The following is a 15,630-nucleotide window of genomic DNA, read 5'->3' on the forward strand; positions in this document are numbered from 1 at the left end:
AACGGTCGCCTACGCGGCGCTCTCCGGCGAAGGGTCGTCGGAGGTTTCCGCCCCGGGAGTCGTGTCGAGGTCGGTGTTCTTGGGGAGGGTGCCGTTCTCTCGAGCGATGTCGGCGGCGAGGACGGCGACGACATTGGGGAGGCCGTTGACGGTCTTCTCCCACTGCGACGCGAACTGGGAGTTGCCGATCAGGCGTCCGGTGCAGACGTGGATGCGAACGAGGAACTGCTCTACGAAGGCATCCGAGAACGACGGGTGCTCGGCCACGGCACCGCTCAGGTGCTCTCGCAGCGCGTCGATGGCACCGCCGTGCCAGTTGTGCTCCGCGATGTGCGCGAGAAGCGGCGCCGGGTCGAACGAGGTGGGGTCGTAGCGGAACGAATGGCGAACCGCGTTGTTCTCCTTCACAAGGGCGGAGAAACCGACGCCGATGCGGTCCCGGTAGTCCTGGCCTTCCACGTTCGCCTCGGCGACGCTGCGACTGTTCGACGCGCTTTTGCCGACGTAGACCGTGTGCTGGTCCGCGGGGTTCTCAGCTTTGACCGCGTAAACGTACAGGTTCTCGGTCTCAGGGGTAGCCTCCTCGAGCACGATCCCGGCGCCGGCGGCGATCTTGACGAGCTGGTCGACGTTCATGAGCTTCACCATGTGATGAGTTCTCCTTCGTGGGCGCGACCGAGTGGTCGCGTGATTGGGTCGGTCAGACCTGGTGGTCAGCGGGCGAACGTGGACATCCACGTGTCCCAGTCGGTAGCTTCTTCGACGATCACGAGCGCGATCGCGCCTTCTGGGACGGCGGACATCGTGACGCTATCGACGTGGCTTCTCAGCGCAGCCGCGACAGCGGAGATCGGGAAGAGGCCAAAGACGAGGTCCTCGAGTTCGAACAGACGCATGGGGTTCAACCGACCAGCATCATCCGCATCATCTGCGATGAGCTGGGCGACGTCGGGTAGGTGATCCCCGTCGAGGGTGATGCGGAACTCTGCGATCGTGTCAGCGGCGTGCTGCAGTGCGATGAAAGCACCGCGTGCCGCGGAGGTGTCGGCAGGAATCGGGATCTGCCTCTGGTTGATGTATGCCGCGCGGACGTTACCGAGCACCGCGCGCTGCGCTTCCGTGTGGGCGACACCAGACTCTGCGGGCGCTTCGAGAACGGTTGTGAAAGCGTCGATGATGTCAGAAAGCGAGGAAAGGGCGATGATCTTGGTCTGAAAACTCGTCATGTTCTCTCCTGCTTTCATGGTGCAGCCTCACAGTATGGGGAGTCTCCGACACGGGTGCACCAGAGCCATATCCCGACTCAGCGGTCGTACTGACTATCGGCACAGAGGCGTCCGTTCGTAGCCTGAATGGTGGGTGCGCTACACCGGACGACGAGGCTCAGTTCCGAAACCGGGAACGGTCGCGCCGAGACCTGTCGTGGACGACAACGCAGAGAACTCGCGCCGCTTCATGACCTTGTCGACGCCGACGATGGCGGCGAGCTTGGCGACGTCGCGGCCGCCGGGGATGCGGTTGAGCATGTACTCAGGCGGGAACTGATCGAGCAGCGGGTTCTCGCCGGCGAACGAGCGTGAGGACTTCAGGGCGAAGATGCGAGTGGTGTCGAGCGCCCGGAAGCTATCGATCGAGAGGATCGAGGTCCCGGGATCTCCCCAGATGAGCCGGTCGAGGGGCTTCGTCCCGCTCCAGTGCTGCTTGATGCGCTTCTGGATGCCGACGAAGGCATCCGTGGCCCCGACGTACGCCTGGCGGTACTCATCGAGCACCATGATGTAGAGCCCAGCGACACCGTCCCACTTCGTGAGGTCGGTGACCTCGACCATGCGGCGCTGGCTCTTCACAGCGCGCTGCAGCGCGGCATCGAACGCAGCGTGGTCCAGGGATGCGAAGTGCGCCATGTTGAGGTCGAAGTTCGCCAGCGCCTGGGTCTGCATCTCCTCGCACCAGGCGTCGGTGTAGATCCGGTGATCAGCGTCCTCGTAGAACTCGTCGAGCTTGTCCCAGAGCTCCGGGTCCCTCTCGCGGGACCAGCGATCCAGCGACGAGCGCTTGTTGATCCGGGCGTAGGTGTCGCGGGTCATCCGCAGGCGCAGCCCGCGGGTCGCGCGGACGGGGAGGCCGAAGTGCACCGCGGACTCAGACGGCGTGGAGGTGCTGGTGCGCTGGCCACGGCGGGGCGGGACCTTGACGGCGACGCCCCAGATGCCTCTTCCCGGCCGGGGTTGCCAGCGGTGCCAGATGAGCGTGTACCCGTCGTCGACGAGCGCCTGCAGGCTCGCGTTCGCCTCGGCGCCGATCTCGACGTTGAAGATGCGGGCGGGGTCGAACTCGTGATGCTCACCCTCGGGGATCCGGCCGAGGGCGTCCAGCTCCCACGGGTCGGCATCCATCACGAGGAAGCCAGTGTCGGTCAGCTCGCGGCGCAGCTGAGCTGCGTCCTGCGTCGTCGGCGCCCACACGAGCGTCTCGCGCGGGGTGCTGGTGATCTCGAGTTCCATCGGCGCTGTCAACTTCTAGGGCGCCACGCGGCGGCCTCGGCGGCCATGTCGGCGCGTGCGCGGCTCAGCCGGGTGAGCTTGCGGGGGTTCTTGTCCAGGTTGATGGGCGGAGTGAAGTGCCCGATGACCGCGGTCTCGATCTCTCCGAGAGGGACTGGCATCCCCGCCGGCGCGGGCCAGACGGCAAGCGTGAGGCGCGAGTGCATCCACTCGTTGAGGTGTGCGTCGCCGCCCTCGGCGAGGGCGTAGTTCGCGAAGCGCTCGGGCTTCGCCAGGTTGCGCGGCACAGCATGGAGATCGAGCGCCTCACGCAGCAGCGCTGCGAACGACCGTCGGACGGTAGAGCCGCCGGTGCGCGGCTTGGACTTCGGGTTCGTGGCGAAGTGGCCATTGAGGTCACGGGAGACCAGACTCGCCTCGGCCTTGCCGACATACAGCGGCTGGTCCGGTGCGGGAGCGATCTCGAGGTCGTTCCAGGCCTGCTCATCGCCATAAATGGCGTACAGCCCAGAGCGAGCAGGGATGTGCTGCGCAGCTTCCGTAATCACCCAACGCTCTCCGGTGAGCGTGGCGACGGCGGCCGCGGCGAGGTCGTCGACGGGCGAGGTAGTCATGGGGTGACTCTACTGAGGCGTGGGGACGCTGCTGCTTATTGCTCACACCCCATCGGTCAGCGCTGCAGACCATCGTGGTGCTGCGGCAGCGCCGATGAGGAAGACAAAGCGCCTAACGGGTGGCACGAGCTGTAGTAGTGATTGCACTCGATAAGTTATACGTGGGCACCCCCATGCCCTCCGGCAGGAATCACAAGTTGAAATGAGCATCTATGTCTGACCTGGCCCGCGTGCGGAGCATTCACGATGTGCTGGAGCAGTACCGCAATGTCGCGTTCGACGAGTACGACAAGGGCGCGCATTTCGAGCGTCTCATCCAGGCTTTCCTGAAAATCGACGCTCAGTACGCACAGCTCTTCGACGAGGTGTGGCGCTGGAGCGAGTACCCCGGCCGCGGCAACAGGCCCGACACCGGGATCGACCTGGTAGCACGCAGCCGCGACAGCGGCGAGCTCACGGCGATCCAGTGCAAGTTCTTCGCTCCGAAGACGACCGTCACCAAGGCGATGCTCGACTCATTCCTTTCGGCCTCTGGGAAGGTGGGTCCCGACGGGGCCGCGGAGTTCGTCTCACGGCTGATCGTGTCCACCTCCGACACCTGGGGCAAGAACGCCGAGGAGGCGATCGCCGGCCAGAACATCCCCGTCGAGCGGCTGCGCGTGCAGGACCTCGACGAGTCGTCGATCGACTGGTCGCAGTTCGTTTGGGACGAGCCCGGAGACCTGGCGACCAAGCCGCGCAAGAACCCGTTCGACTACCAGCAGACCGCGATCAAGGACGTGCTGGCGGGCTTCTCCGAGCAAGACCGCGGCAAGCTCATCATGGCCTGCGGGACCGGTAAGACCTTCACCTCCCTCCGGCTCGCCGAGAAGGTGGTCCCACGCGGCGGGACCGTGCTGTTCCTCGTGCCCTCGATCGCTCTGCTCAGCCAGACGCTGAAGGAGTGGACGATCCAGGGGGAGGTGCCGCTACGGGCGTTCGCGGTGTGCTCTGACGTCTCGGTGGGCAAGCGCCGCACCGAGGAGGATATCCCGGTCACCGATCTCGCCTATCCCGCGACCACGAACGCCTCCGCGCTTCTCACACAGGTCGGCAAGGGCGACGCCTCCGACCGGATCACCGTCGTGTTCTCGACGTATCAGTCGCTCCCGGTGATCTCGAAGGCCCAGGGCCTGGGCCTACCCGAGTTCGATCTCATCATCTGTGACGAGGCGCACCGGACCACGGGGGCCGCTCTCACCTCAGACGACGAGAGCGCGTTCATGAAGGTGCACGACCAAAGCTTCGTCGCGGGCCAGAAGCGCTTGTACATGACCGCGACGCCGCGGATCTTCTCCGACGGCACCCGCAAGAAGGCCGGCGAGGTGGGCGCGAAGCTCGCCGACATGGACGATGTCGACATCTACGGTCCCGAGTTCCACCGCCTCGGCTTCGGCAAGGCGGTCTCGATGGGCCGGCTCACCGACTACAAGGTGCTCGTGCTCGCCGTCGACGAGGAGTTCATCGCCCGCGAGTTCCAATCACTGATGGCACGCGACGGCTACGAGCTCGCAATGGAGGACACGGCGAAGATCGTCGGGACCTGGAACGGCCTGGCCAAGAGGTCGGTGATCCCCACCGAGTACGACGACGATCCGATTCCTATGCAGCGCGCGGTCATGTTCGCGCAGAACATCAACACCTCCAAGAAGCTCGCGAATGCCTTTCAGCAGGTTGTCGAGGGCGAGATCGAACGGCTCACCGAAGCCGGTGAGGACACCTCACAGCTGCTTCATGTCCAGGCCGACCACGTAGATGGCACGCAGTCCATGCTGGTGCGTAACGCCAAGATCGACTGGCTGAAGGAAGCAGCACCCACGAACACGGTGAGAGTGCTCTCCAACGCGAAATGCCTGTCCGAGGGTGTGGACGTGCCGGCGCTGGATGCCGTGATGTTCATGAACCCGCGCAAGTCCGTGGTCGACGTAGTCCAGTCGGTCGGTCGCGTCATGCGCAAGATGGTCGGCAAGCGCTACGGCTACGTGATCCTCCCGATCGCCGTGCCCTCGGGGGTCACTCCCTCTGAGGCACTGAACAACAACGACAAGTATCGGGTCGTGTGGCAGGTGCTCCAGGCGCTGCGCGCGCACGACGAGCGCTTCGACGCCGAGGTCAACAAGCTCGATCTCACCAAGAAGACCGATCGGCTGATGGTCGATGTGATCGGCATGGGCGGCGGTAAGAGCGACGACGACTCGGGTGATCCGGTCGTCACTGGGACGGACAAGGTTGCAGCCCAGCAGCAGCTGGACTTCTCCAAGATCGAGGCATGGCGGGACGCGATCCTGACGAAGATCGTCCAGAAGGTCGGCGAGCGGCGGTACTGGGAAAACTGGGCCAAGGACGTCGCCGAGATCGCCCGGGCGCACACGCTGCGCATCGAGGGGCTCATCGGCGGAAAGAACAAGCGCATCCGCGAGGAGTTCGAGGCGTTCACCGAAGGTCTCCGGCTGAACCTCAACCCCGACATCTCGCACGACGATGCCGTCCAGATGCTCTCTCAGCACCTGATCACGCAGCCGGTATTCGACGCCCTGTTCGAGGGCTACGCGTTCAGCGAGAACAACCCCGTCTCTCAGGTGATGAACCGGATGGTCGAGGTCCTCGACGGTCAGAACCTCGAGAACGAGACCGACAAGCTCGAGCAGTTCTACGAGAGTGTCAGGACTAGGGCTGCCGACATCGACGACGCTGGCGCCAAGCAGACGATCGTCAAGGAGCTCTACGAGAAGTTCTTCTCCACCGCGTTCTCCAAGACCAGCGAGAAGCTCGGCATCGTCTACACGCCCAACGAGATCGTGGACTTCATCATCCATTCCGTCGACGACATCCTGAAGGACGAGTTCGACTCGTCGCTCTCGGATGAGGGCGTGCACGTGCTGGACCCGTTCACTGGAACGGGCACCTTCATCGTCCGGCTGCTCCAGTCAGGCCTCATCAAGCCGACGGATCTCGCGCGGAAGTACCGCTACGAGCTGCACGCCAACGAGATCGTGCTGCTCGCCTACTACGTCGCCGCGATCAACGTCGAGGAGACCTACCACTCGCTGCAGGGCGGCAACTACGTACCCTTCGACGGCATCGTGCTCACGGACACCTTCCAGATGTTCGAGGACGACGACAAGATGGACGACCTCGGCGTCTTCGCGGCCAACAACGACCGGGTGATCAAGCAGAAAGAGCGCGACATCCGCGTCGTCATCGGCAACCCACCGTACTCCAAGGGCCAGAGCTCGGGCAACGACGACAACCAGAACAACAGCTACCCGACCCTCGACGTTCACATCCGTGACACCTATGCAGCACGGTCGACGGCCACGAACAAGAACAACCTCTACGACAGCTACATTCGCGCGATGCGCTGGGCCTCGGACCGCATCGGTGACGAGGGGATCGTCGGCTACGTCTCCAATGGCGGCTACATCGACGGGAACACGGCAGACGGTCTTCGCCTTTCGTTGATCGACGAGTTCACCAGCGTGTATGTGTTCAACCTGCGAGGGAACGCCCGCACCGCGGGCGAGCGCCGGCGCATGGAGAAGGACAATGTCTTCGGGCAGGGCGCCCGGACGACTGTCGCGATCCTGCTGCTCGTGAAAAACCCGCAGCAGCAGGCTCCGGGAAAGCTCTACTACTACGACATTGGCGACTACCTCACCACCGAGCAGAAGCTCGGCAAGATCGCCGACTTCGGCTCGGTGAGTGGGATGCCGTGGACGCAGATCGAACCGTCGCCGGAAGGCGACTGGACGGGCAAGCGCAGCGATGCATTCGCGAGGTTCACCCCAATCGGCGAGAAGGACAAGGCGAAAGCACGCGAGACCCGGGTGTTCGGCAACTTTGGCCGAGGTTTGGAGTCTGGGCGGGACGCCTGGGTGTATTCCTCTGCGTCGGCGCCGCTGAAGCAGCAGGTCACCGGGATGATCTCTGCCTTCCAAGATGCTCGGCAGATGTGGCGAGATGCGGGCTCACCGAAGGATGCGGCTGCCTTCACTCGTCAGCCTGAGTCAGAGATCAAGTGGACGAGCACCTTGCGCGCTGAGTTCGTGCGAGACACAACAATCCAGGTAGTGAAGAAGCACCTTGAGTACATCGGCATGTATCGCCCCTTCTTCAAGCAGAACGTCTACTTCGATCCGACTCTCAACCACCGTCAAGGTCAGCTGAGGCAGGTGTTCCCTTCGTCGAGCACGCCAAACGTCGGCATTTACTACGTCGGGGCCGGCTCGGTCGTACCGTTCTCCGTGCTCATGCTCGACTGCATTCCCGACCTGCACGTCACAGGAGCCGGCAGTGGCGGCCAGTTCTTCCCGCGTTACACCTACCGCGAGATCGAGGACGATCCGACGACGCTGTTCCCCGGCTCCGGGACACTGCCCGTTTTCGATGAGATCGAGGGGCGTCTCGACCTCAGCGGCACCAGCGAGAACGCTCCGAAGTACGAGCGCGTCGACAACATCACCGACGAGATCCTCCGCGACTTCCAAGACACCTACGACAAGAAGGTCACGAAGGACGACGTCTTCTTCTACGTCTACGGGCTGCTGCACTCGCCCGAGTATCGCGCCGAGTTCGAGTCGGATCTGAAGAAGATGTTGCCGCGGATCCCGAAGGTGAAGGCCTTCCGGGAGTTCGTGAAGGCTGGTCGCGCGCTCAGCGACCTGCACCTGAACTACGAGAGCGCGGAGAAGTATCCGCTGACGGTCACCGAACGCGAGGACGCCTCGCTGCGCGTGACAAAGATGCGTTACGGGAAGGCCGGCAAGGGCGTCGACAAAAGCACCGTCATCTACAACGACGACATCACCCTCACAGGCATCCCGGCCGAGGCTCACGAGTACATGCTCGGTTCCCGCTCCGCGCTCGACTGGATCCTCGAGCGCTACCAGGTTAAGGCCGACAAGCCATCAGGCATCGTCAACGATCCCAACGCCTGGGGCGCCGAGCACGGCGACGAGCGGTACATCCTCGACCTCATCAGCAGGATCACGACGGTGAGCACCGAGACGATGAAGATCGTGAAGGGGCTACCGGGGCTGGAGGTTGCTGGTGGCTGAGGGAGTCTCATCTCGAGCCCAAGTGCATCACGAGAAGCTACTCGAGTGGGCCGATAATGCAAAGCGGTCACACGCGAAGGCATTCGAGGGCGCGAGGACTGACCCGCAGCACGCTGGCCACATCGCAGAGCAGACCTGGGTGGCGTTCCTGAAGGAGTGGCTCCCGCCGTCCTACGAGGTCGTCATGCGCAAGTACATCGTTCCAGAGATCGGCGACAAGCTCTTCGAGACCGATATCGTCATCCTTCGCCCGTCCTACCCGCCAGCGCTTCGCGATGATCCGAACATCATGGCTTCCGGAGTCGCAGCCGCATTCAGCGTGAAATCGACGCTGAAGCCACAGGGAATCCGTGAAGCCGTCGACAGTGCGATCACCCTCAGGCGATCGATGCACGTGCGGAAAGGCAGTCCCAGACGCGAGCTGCACGGCGCGTATCCGTATGGGCTTCTATCCCTATCGCACGCGTGGCAGGCGGACCCGTTGAGCGTACTGAAGACTCACGTGGAAGCAGCTCAGGCAAGCGTGTCGCATCCCCGCGAGCTCTTGGATTTCATCTGCGTACCCGACCTCGCCTGCGTGACAGCAGGCAGAGTGGCATGGGTCCCTGGGGAAGCGATGTCAGCGATGTCAGACGGTGCAGTGAATATGCCCGTCGCGTCCGCCGGCTATGCGTTCAGCAATCCAGAGGAAAGCATCGCTCCGGTGGCGAGCTTCATTGCCGGTCTGATCACGAAGCTCGCGTACCATGATCCAGCTCTGCAACCGCTCGCCGATGGATTCAGGCTGACAGGTACGCAGGGTGTCGGTGAAGGGATGCTGCGTCGCTGGCCGCTCGAGGGCATCTACAGCGCAGAGGTCCTGAAGAAACTGCCGTACCGGATGTTCAGCGATGATGAATGGCGCCCGGAGTATCACTGATCGGCGGTGCCGGCACGGCTGGTGAGCTCCCGGGGGCTCACCTCAGCGGTACTGCCGTGCCTGAGCGGCGATGATCGATTCGCGCAGAGAGTCACCGATGTCAGCGACGAGGACCTCGATGCCGGCGTCCCGGATCGCAGCCGTGAGCCAGGCGCCGGGGCGGCGAAGATACTGCGCCGCCGCCTCATCGGCGACAGCGATGACGAGTCGGACAGCACCGACCTTCTGGCCTGCCCAGGCGAGCTTGAATGCGTCGGTGGCGAGCTTGCGCGGCTGGGCACCCTTGAGCGCTCCGACGCGGGCGTAGGCCTCGACGAGCACGGTGCGATCGGGGCTCGCTCCGTCGATCTCGACGTGCGCATCGTCGATCGCGATCCGTGCCGGCGCGAGCGTCACGTTCAACTGCTCGGCAACAGCCGCGATGATGGCTCGCTCGGCCGTGCGCTGCTCGGAGGAATCGGAGGCGTGGACGGTCATGCGTCCACCTGCAGATCTGCGTCGAATATCGCCGCGGTGACTCCCGAGAGAAGATCGCCGGACTCCGCTTCCAGTGCCTCAGCGAGGCGCACGAGGGTCTTGACGTTCATCATCGCCCTGCCCCTTTCGTAGCTACGCACGTTGGAAGAGTCGATGCCGCTAGCCGCGGCGAGCTGATCGATGGTGAGCCCGCGTTGCAAGCGGAGCTCCCGGAGCGTTGTTCCGAGTTGGACGGCTGCGGCGGATGATGTGCGTGCCATGGTGGTACCTCCAGATCTCAGATGCTCGGCCAGTCGCTGGTGAGGTATGCCTCGACCGCGCGGTGCCGGAATGAGTAGGGCTTGCCACGGTCGATGATGCCACGCACGGTATCGAGACGCTGGGCGGTTGGGCCGGCGTCGGTGACCTTGGAGAAGCCCATCGCCTCTGCGATGCGGGTGAGCGTGCGCTCAGTACGTGGGAGCGCGGCCATCGCCTGGAGCAGTTGCTTCTCACGTGCGGGGAGGCGCTCGAGGATGCGCTCGACGTGCGCCGTGGCCTCACGCTGAGCGCCACGCCAGCCCTGCCGCACCTGGTCCGCGGTGATGGTCTGCGTGGTGCCGGCGTACCAGGCCTGCTCGCCGGCCAGCTGGAACAGGAACGGCTCACCTCGGCAGATGTCGACGATCATCGCCGCGGCGTCCGGGTCCATCCGGACACGGGTTGTGCTGCCGGCGCCGTCGGGCACCTCCCACCCGTCGAGCACGAACTCCTGCAACGCCGCGGCGAGGTCCTCGTCGTCGATCGCAGAGAGCGTGGTCGTTTTGAAGCGCCGCGCGAAGGTCGCACCCTTGCGCGCGCCAGCCATGTCCTCGAAGTCGGGCAGGCCCGTGAGATAGACGGCAAGAGGCAGGGACCGTCGGACGCGCGCGCCACCGGGGACATCGACCTCAAGCTCGTGGGTGAGGGTGTCGCCGAGCGCGATCAGCAGCTGCGAGAGAGCCTTCTCGTCGGTGATGTTCTGGATCTCGTCAATGTGGATCAGCGCCATGACGTCGCCCCGCGCGATCGCCGCGACGCCGACCTCGATCAGCAGATCTGTGAGCGCCGAGTACGGCTCGGGTCCGTCGACGCTGCGGAGGGTGAGCGAGATGCCGGAGGCGGCCACGGCCTGCACGCGGGAGATCGCATCTCCGATGCGCTTCTCGCGCGAGGTGGGAAGACCCGCAGCGTCCGCGAGCTTCAGCACGGCGTCGGCGACGAGCTTGAGGGGGTCGCTGCCGGCGGGGATGCGCAGCTGCGGGGTGACCCAGTCCCCGGCACGAGACGCCTCCTGCGCGATCCTGCGGACCAGGGTGGACTTCCCGAGCCCCGGCTCCCCGAGGATCGTCCGGCCGCGCTCAGAGAGGCCGGCAAGCCGGCGAGGGCGGACGACATCACGCCAGTCGCTCAGTTGCTCGGTACGCCCCGCCCAGACCTCCGGGATAGTGTCGGAGCCGGGGCTGAACGGATTGTCGAGAGCATCGCGCATGCTGATAACTTTATCAGCCCCCAGCTCTCTTGATAAGGTTATCGAGCACGGGGAGGCGGCATGTCGTTCGTAGACAGCCCGCACGGCGAAGATGCCAAGGGGCGAGAGTTGCACAGGACGTGCCCTGAGTGCCAGCGTGACTGCGAGCCGGTGCCGTTCGAGACAGCCGAGGGCATGCGGATCAGCTTCATCTGCCCGTTGCACGGCGTGCACACGGTGATCGATCCGTTCGAGTAGATTTCTCGGGATTGCGATGAGCCACTGACCGGCAACGTCGGCGTGTCACACATGAGATTTCGGATACCGAACTCACTCATGTCTGAGTAAGAACAATCAAACTGCGTGTCTAGCTGGTCGGGGAGATAAGTCGTTCGTTCTATATGTGCCCTACGTTGGCCGCATGACCGACGCGGAGTATCCCTACGGAGAGAGCACCTGGCCGTACGGCCTGGATTGCGGTGCGTACGATGACGAGCTGGATCAGTTGTTGACCTCCCGGGGGTGGGTGTCTGACAGGGTCTGGAAAGACGAAGTCATCTTCGATCGATGGCGACTGACTTTCCCTGCTGCTCGCGGACATCGAGAGGAACAGACGATTATCGCCTGCCACGACCGCCACGCCGACGAATACAACGTCGCGCTTGCGGGGAAGAGCGTGCTCGCCACCGTAACGATGACGCGCGCCGAACTGGAAAACGCACTCGACGATATTGAAGCCCACCGGCCGGAGTGGGGCGTGCGACGTGAGGCCAGCCAGTGAATTCGAACGGTTGGCGCAATGAGTTCGATGCACACCGGCTACGGCTCTTTGATGAGACCGCTCGATTTCTGGCCGATGGTCAAGCGCGGATGACTAATGACGACCGGTTGGCATGGAATCACCTCGCTGTGCAGCACCGCGAAAACCTCACACACACTGTTGCCGCGGTGTGGGTGGCCCAAGCTCGGGCGTTCGCGAAGATCGAGGCTGAGGTCCTCGGAACAGGCGATGGCGGGAGCGGCAGAGGGCGGCAAGGCGTGCCGCCCTCTGCCGACTGAGAGCCCAAGAAACTGCGTTCCCACACTGTTGAGCCGAGATGGGAGAGCATGTTCCCACGAAACCCCGCACGATCCAACGATCGCGCGGGGTTTCATCTTTGGAGCGTTGCCGCGGAAGCTGGTTTAGGTGGTCGGGATCAAGTCTCCGGCTGTGCCAGCGAACTGGGCGGTCTCGTTGGGGCTGAGGACTGTTCGCCCCCAGTCGGCTTCGAACGTCAATGAGTCCTCGCGCGACGCCAATAGCTGGGTGACGGCGTCAAGGAGCCGAGTCGTCCTCTTCGTCTCATCCCTGTCGGTCGAGACCTGAATGACTCCGTTCTTGCTCTCCCTTGGTTTGTGTTCGGCCCGCACATCGAGCAGTTCGTAGAGCTCCTCAACGACAGCGCAACGGGCGTACTTTGCGACCTTCACCGCCGTCTCGACGCTTCTCTCGTGCTCCGCCTGTTCTGCTTGCAACTGGGCAATCTGCTCCGCGCGCAGCTGTGATCTCGTCTTCCTCATGGTTGGGTCCTATCGATCGTTGTGTTCAAATGCAGCCCCGGCTCGCGGCGCTCGGTCTGGTGATTGCCGCCGAATGCGGTCTGACGACTACGCGGCACGAATCTCCGCCGACGAGTCACTTGCGCTTTCGCCCTCACGGGCAGCGCGCTCTGCGAGTGTGGTGGCGATCTCACGGTCGTGCCGCCCCTTGTGATAGAGCTCTTCGAGGCTCTTGTGGTTGCGGATGAAGATCATCGGATGCAGGGCATGCACCTCCGACGGAGTCATGTCGCCGTTGTAGACCTTGAGGCGGATCTGGTCCGTCGACTCAACAGTAGGAACGCATCCGGAGGCTGCGAAGCCGAAGTAGCGGTCGATCATGTCGCGAAAGTCGAAATTGGAGTGCACTGCGGAGTCGGAGTAGTGGAACTTGCCATCTTCCTGTGCCTCGATGCTCTCGTGCAGCAGGTAGCGGCAGTACCTCTCGAACGCCCCGTGTTGACCAGAACGGTCGCGAAGCGGACGCAGCGCCGTAGCCGGCAGGCCGAGAATCGAGGATAACTGCGTCGATGTGCGGGAGTTCGTCAGACGCAACGCACCCTGCAAGTGAGGAGCGGAACCCTCGTCGCGGTCATGGATCAGCCACATATAGCGGTCGATTGATCTGCGCTGGAGTCCGGCACTGAGGTGGTCGATGTCGGCGAAGAGGCGCCCCGTGTCGGGGTGCCGGAGCGGCAGAGAGAACTTCCACATTCGCGCGCGGATCGGCGTCGCTCCGGGAGGCTGGAGTGCATTCGTTGCCTGAACCGGAGACACCGACGAACTGTGCCCGGTAGCGCCCATCGAGGCCCATGCGGTGCCCACTCCCGTCACCTCAAGAACAGGGCGGGCGCGCGTGGGGACGACCTGGTCGGAACCGAAAACCTCTCCGCCATGCCCACTCTTGCCCACTCCAAGGGCGTGGGCAGGACTCGGAAGAGATGCGGGGGAGTTAATCGGCGGTACATACGGTACATCCGGTCCGTGCTGTGGGGCAGTCTGCGGCATCGACATCAGCGCTGCTCCTCGGCCGTGCTCTTGCGCTCCTGTGCGAGGAGCCACGAGTCAACGGCCTCAGGACGGTAGCGGACGGTGCGGCCGACGCGGAGGTACGACGGACCGTAGCCGCGGATTCGCCACTCGCTGAGCGTGCGCTCTGTTGTTCCGAGTGCGTCGGCGAGAGTCGCCGGAGAGATAAGGGAGGCGAGAAGCGAAGAACCTGTGGCCTCGAGGGTGGGTGCGGACATAATGATCCCTTGGAGCAGCTTTGCTTCCAAGAGACCCGAGCGCCTAGTCGTGTGGCCGGCCGTCTGGCGTCGGTGGTGCCGTTTTCGCACCGTCTCTATCGCGTACTTGGACTTCGCGGAAGTGCTACCCCTGAGGGCTCGACCTTTGAAGTGCTTTACCTCGTACTTGCCCTTTATGTCTAGTTGATCTTCGGGCCATCTGTTCAATTGGGAGATTTACTTTAGCATCACTTTTCACTCGTTTATCAACAGAACTGACGAATCTGCTCACATCAGACTGCTTCTGAGCGCTCTGGAGATCAGCCGGATCACCGTATGCTCACATTTGTCCCCATCAATCACGACCCACCGCATAGGAGTTCAATGGGCAGCGCATATGCCTACGACACCCAGGCCGGCAAACGTTGGGAAGCTCGCTACCGGAAGCCCGACGGCAAGACTGCGCGCAAAGGCGGCTTCCTGCGCAAGCGGGACGCTGAGGCATACATCACCACCGTCGAGTCGGCCAAGCTGCAGGGTGCATACATCGCCCCTGGCGAATCGCGCATCACGGTGGGCGAGCTCGGGGCGCAATGGCTTGTCGCGCATGAGGCGGCGGTCAAGCCTTCAACATTCCACAGCGACGAGAGTGCCTGGCGGATCCATGTTGACCCCGCGTGGGGTGATCGCGCCGTGGGGACCATCCGCCACACGGAGGTGGCAACGTGGGTTGCCGAACTCAGCCGGGATCGATCGCCGACGACTGTGAAGCGCTGCCACGGTGTGTTGGCGGCCATTCTGGATGGCGCGGTACGCGACCGGCGGCTGCAGTCCAATCCTGCTCGCGAGGTGAAGACTCCGCGCAAGCAGAAGAAGCCACGCGGCTACTTGTCCCACGCCCAGGTGGAGCGTTTGGCAATCGCTTCTCAGTACCCGGACTTCGTCAGGTTCCTCGCCTATACGGGTCTTCGCTGGGGAGAAGCCATTGGGCTTCGTGTGCGTGATATCGACCTCAAGCGTCGTCGTCTGATTGTCAACGTCAACGCCGTCATCGTGAACGGTCACGTCGTTGTCGGTTCGCCCAAGACGCACGAGCGGCGCTCAGTCGTATTCCCGGGCTTCCTGGATGGCGCACTGACGCGCGCAACACAGGGCAAGAACGCCGACGATCTGGTGTTCCCAGCGGATGCCGGAGGATACTTGAGGCCCGGAAACGCAAAGTCCGGTTGGTTTTCCGGAGCAAGCAAACGGGCTCGGGCTGAAGATGCCCTCGCTGCGGTCGAAGCTGAAGATCGTGGAGGGGAGTTCCCCGGCGTGATGCCGCGCGTCACGCCGCACGATCTGAGGCACACGGCCGCCTCTCTGGCGATTAGTGCCGGGGCGAACGTGAAAGCTGTTCAGCGGATGCTCGGGCACGCGAGCGCTGCCATGACGCTAGATACCTACGCAGACCTCTTCGAAGACGACCTGGACGAGGTCGCAGCCGCTCTCGATCTTCAGAGGTCAGCCGCTCTCCAGCAGTAACACAGCGGTAACGTAACGCCTGCGCTGGCTCGTGAGATCTTGTGGGCAGATGTGAAGAAGAAGCGCGAAATTCCGGGGATTCCGCCTGCTGCTACGGGGGTTCCAGAGTTGCGATATGGGTTCAAATCCCACCGTCACCGCCATGGAAACCCCCGAGAGATCGGGGGTTTTTCCGTGTCCGGGGTGGGGAGTGGTGCATCCGT

Annotated in this window: 15 protein-coding genes; 5 read left to right on the forward strand and 10 right to left on the reverse strand. The window is 63.5% G+C overall.

Translation table 11 applies throughout. The features are described 5' to 3' along the window. Window positions 1–9 precede the first annotated feature (9 nt). The 4 genes from AB0E56_RS06380 to AB0E56_RS06395 form a co-directional block, all read right to left on the reverse strand. Complete coding sequence (locus tag AB0E56_RS06380; RefSeq protein WP_359797549.1) at window positions 10–648, reverse strand: hypothetical protein; 639 nt, start codon at window positions 646–648, stop codon at window positions 10–12. A 65-nt stretch (window positions 649–713) separates the two neighbouring features. Next, a complete protein-coding gene (locus tag AB0E56_RS06385; RefSeq protein ID WP_359797551.1) occupies window positions 714–1,244 on the reverse strand; it encodes a hypothetical protein in 531 nt (176 codons plus the stop codon). Window positions 1,245–1,364: 120 nt separating this feature from the next. After that, complete coding sequence (locus AB0E56_RS06390) at window positions 1,365–2,504, reverse strand: hypothetical protein (protein ID WP_359797553.1); 1,140 nt, start codon at window positions 2,502–2,504, stop codon at window positions 1,365–1,367. An 8-nt stretch (window positions 2,505–2,512) separates the two neighbouring features. Then, on the reverse strand, window positions 2,513–3,118 hold the full coding sequence (locus tag AB0E56_RS06395) for a GIY-YIG nuclease family protein (protein ID WP_359797555.1): 606 nt from the start codon (window positions 3,116–3,118) through the stop codon (window positions 2,513–2,515). Between the two features lie 212 nt (window positions 3,119–3,330). Here AB0E56_RS06395 and AB0E56_RS06400 point away from each other — a divergent pair, with 212 nt between their 5' ends. Further along, on the forward strand, window positions 3,331–8,214 hold the full coding sequence (locus AB0E56_RS06400; protein ID WP_359797556.1) for a type ISP restriction/modification enzyme: 4,884 nt from the start codon (window positions 3,331–3,333) through the stop codon (window positions 8,212–8,214). Between the two features lie 22 nt (window positions 8,215–8,236). Further along, the gene (locus AB0E56_RS06405) at window positions 8,237–9,133 is read left to right on the forward strand and encodes a DUF6602 domain-containing protein (RefSeq protein WP_359797558.1); all 897 of its coding nucleotides are present in this window, start codon (window positions 8,237–8,239) and stop codon (window positions 9,131–9,133) included. Between the two features lie 42 nt (window positions 9,134–9,175). On the opposite strand, the gene AB0E56_RS06410 is transcribed toward AB0E56_RS06405, so the two are convergent. Genes AB0E56_RS06410 through AB0E56_RS06420 form a run of 3 tightly spaced genes read right to left on the reverse strand, consistent with a single transcriptional unit; the run spans window position 9,176 to window position 11,120 of the window. Continuing rightward, window positions 9,176–9,610, reverse strand: coding sequence for a hypothetical protein (locus AB0E56_RS06410; protein ID WP_359797560.1), 435 nt, complete (start codon window positions 9,608–9,610; stop codon window positions 9,176–9,178). After that, the gene (locus AB0E56_RS06415; RefSeq protein WP_359797561.1) at window positions 9,607–9,870 is read right to left on the reverse strand and encodes a helix-turn-helix transcriptional regulator; all 264 of its coding nucleotides are present in this window, start codon (window positions 9,868–9,870) and stop codon (window positions 9,607–9,609) included. The genes AB0E56_RS06410 and AB0E56_RS06415 overlap by 4 nt, the downstream gene beginning before the upstream one ends. A gap of 17 nt (window positions 9,871–9,887) precedes the next feature. Further along, window positions 9,888–11,120, reverse strand: a complete 1,233-nt coding sequence (locus AB0E56_RS06420; RefSeq protein ID WP_359797562.1) for an ATP-binding protein — start codon at window positions 11,118–11,120, stop codon at window positions 9,888–9,890. Window positions 11,121–11,180: 60 nt separating this feature from the next. Here AB0E56_RS06420 and AB0E56_RS06425 point away from each other — a divergent pair, with 60 nt between their 5' ends. Both AB0E56_RS06425 and AB0E56_RS06430 read left to right on the forward strand, forming a co-directional pair. Further along, entirely contained in the window at window positions 11,181–11,357 is a 177-nt protein-coding gene (locus tag AB0E56_RS06425; RefSeq protein WP_359797563.1) for a hypothetical protein, read from the forward strand. A gap of 163 nt (window positions 11,358–11,520) precedes the next feature. Further along, window positions 11,521–11,880, forward strand: coding sequence for a hypothetical protein (locus AB0E56_RS06430; protein WP_359797564.1), 360 nt, complete (start codon window positions 11,521–11,523; stop codon window positions 11,878–11,880). A gap of 401 nt (window positions 11,881–12,281) precedes the next feature. On the opposite strand, the gene AB0E56_RS06435 is transcribed toward AB0E56_RS06430, so the two are convergent. From AB0E56_RS06435 to AB0E56_RS06445, 3 genes are all read right to left on the reverse strand, one after another. Further along, window positions 12,282–12,659 carry a hypothetical protein gene (locus AB0E56_RS06435; protein ID WP_359797566.1) on the reverse strand — a complete coding sequence of 126 codons (378 nt, stop codon included), beginning with the start codon at window positions 12,657–12,659 and terminating at the stop codon, window positions 12,282–12,284. An 87-nt stretch (window positions 12,660–12,746) separates the two neighbouring features. Beyond that, window positions 12,747–13,502 carry a hypothetical protein gene (locus AB0E56_RS06440; protein WP_359797568.1) on the reverse strand — a complete coding sequence of 252 codons (756 nt, stop codon included), beginning with the start codon at window positions 13,500–13,502 and terminating at the stop codon, window positions 12,747–12,749. Window positions 13,503–13,690: 188 nt separating this feature from the next. Beyond that, window positions 13,691–13,924, reverse strand: a complete 234-nt coding sequence (locus AB0E56_RS06445) for a helix-turn-helix domain-containing protein (RefSeq protein ID WP_359797570.1) — start codon at window positions 13,922–13,924, stop codon at window positions 13,691–13,693. Between the two features lie 363 nt (window positions 13,925–14,287). Here AB0E56_RS06445 and AB0E56_RS06450 point away from each other — a divergent pair, with 363 nt between their 5' ends. Continuing rightward, window positions 14,288–15,427: a tyrosine-type recombinase/integrase gene (locus AB0E56_RS06450; protein ID WP_359797572.1), complete on the forward strand. Its 1,140-nt coding sequence runs from the start codon at window positions 14,288–14,290 to the stop codon at window positions 15,425–15,427. Window positions 15,428–15,630: the final 203 nt, after the last annotated feature.

It is taken from the genome of Microbacterium sp. NPDC028030 (genome assembly GCF_040637855.1).
GTDB lineage: Bacteria > Actinomycetota > Actinomycetes > Actinomycetales > Microbacteriaceae > Microbacterium.

Coding starts and splice junctions, on each gene's coding strand:
- AB0E56_RS06380 (WP_359797549.1), bottom strand. CDS start 648: ATGGTGAAGCTCATGAACGTCGACCAGCTCGTCAAGATCGCCGCCGGC.
- AB0E56_RS06390 (WP_359797553.1), bottom strand. CDS start 2,504: ATGGAACTCGAGATCACCAGCACCCCGCGCGAGACGCTCGTGTGGGCG.
- AB0E56_RS06435 (WP_359797566.1), bottom strand. CDS start 12,659: ATGAGGAAGACGAGATCACAGCTGCGCGCGGAGCAGATTGCCCAGTTG.
- AB0E56_RS06445 (WP_359797570.1), bottom strand. CDS start 13,924: ATGTCCGCACCCACCCTCGAGGCCACAGGTTCTTCGCTTCTCGCCTCC.
- AB0E56_RS06450 (WP_359797572.1), top strand. CDS start 14,288: ATGGGCAGCGCATATGCCTACGACACCCAGGCCGGCAAACGTTGGGAA.
- AB0E56_RS06400 (WP_359797556.1), top strand. CDS start 3,331: ATGTCTGACCTGGCCCGCGTGCGGAGCATTCACGATGTGCTGGAGCAG.
- AB0E56_RS06420 (WP_359797562.1), bottom strand. CDS start 11,120: ATGCGCGATGCTCTCGACAATCCGTTCAGCCCCGGCTCCGACACTATC.
- AB0E56_RS06395 (WP_359797555.1), bottom strand. CDS start 3,118: ATGACTACCTCGCCCGTCGACGACCTCGCCGCGGCCGCCGTCGCCACG.
- AB0E56_RS06430 (WP_359797564.1), top strand. CDS start 11,521: ATGACCGACGCGGAGTATCCCTACGGAGAGAGCACCTGGCCGTACGGC.
- AB0E56_RS06410 (WP_359797560.1), bottom strand. CDS start 9,610: ATGACCGTCCACGCCTCCGATTCCTCCGAGCAGCGCACGGCCGAGCGA.
- AB0E56_RS06415 (WP_359797561.1), bottom strand. CDS start 9,870: ATGGCACGCACATCATCCGCCGCAGCCGTCCAACTCGGAACAACGCTC.
- AB0E56_RS06425 (WP_359797563.1), top strand. CDS start 11,181: ATGTCGTTCGTAGACAGCCCGCACGGCGAAGATGCCAAGGGGCGAGAG.
- AB0E56_RS06385 (WP_359797551.1), bottom strand. CDS start 1,244: ATGAAAGCAGGAGAGAACATGACGAGTTTTCAGACCAAGATCATCGCC.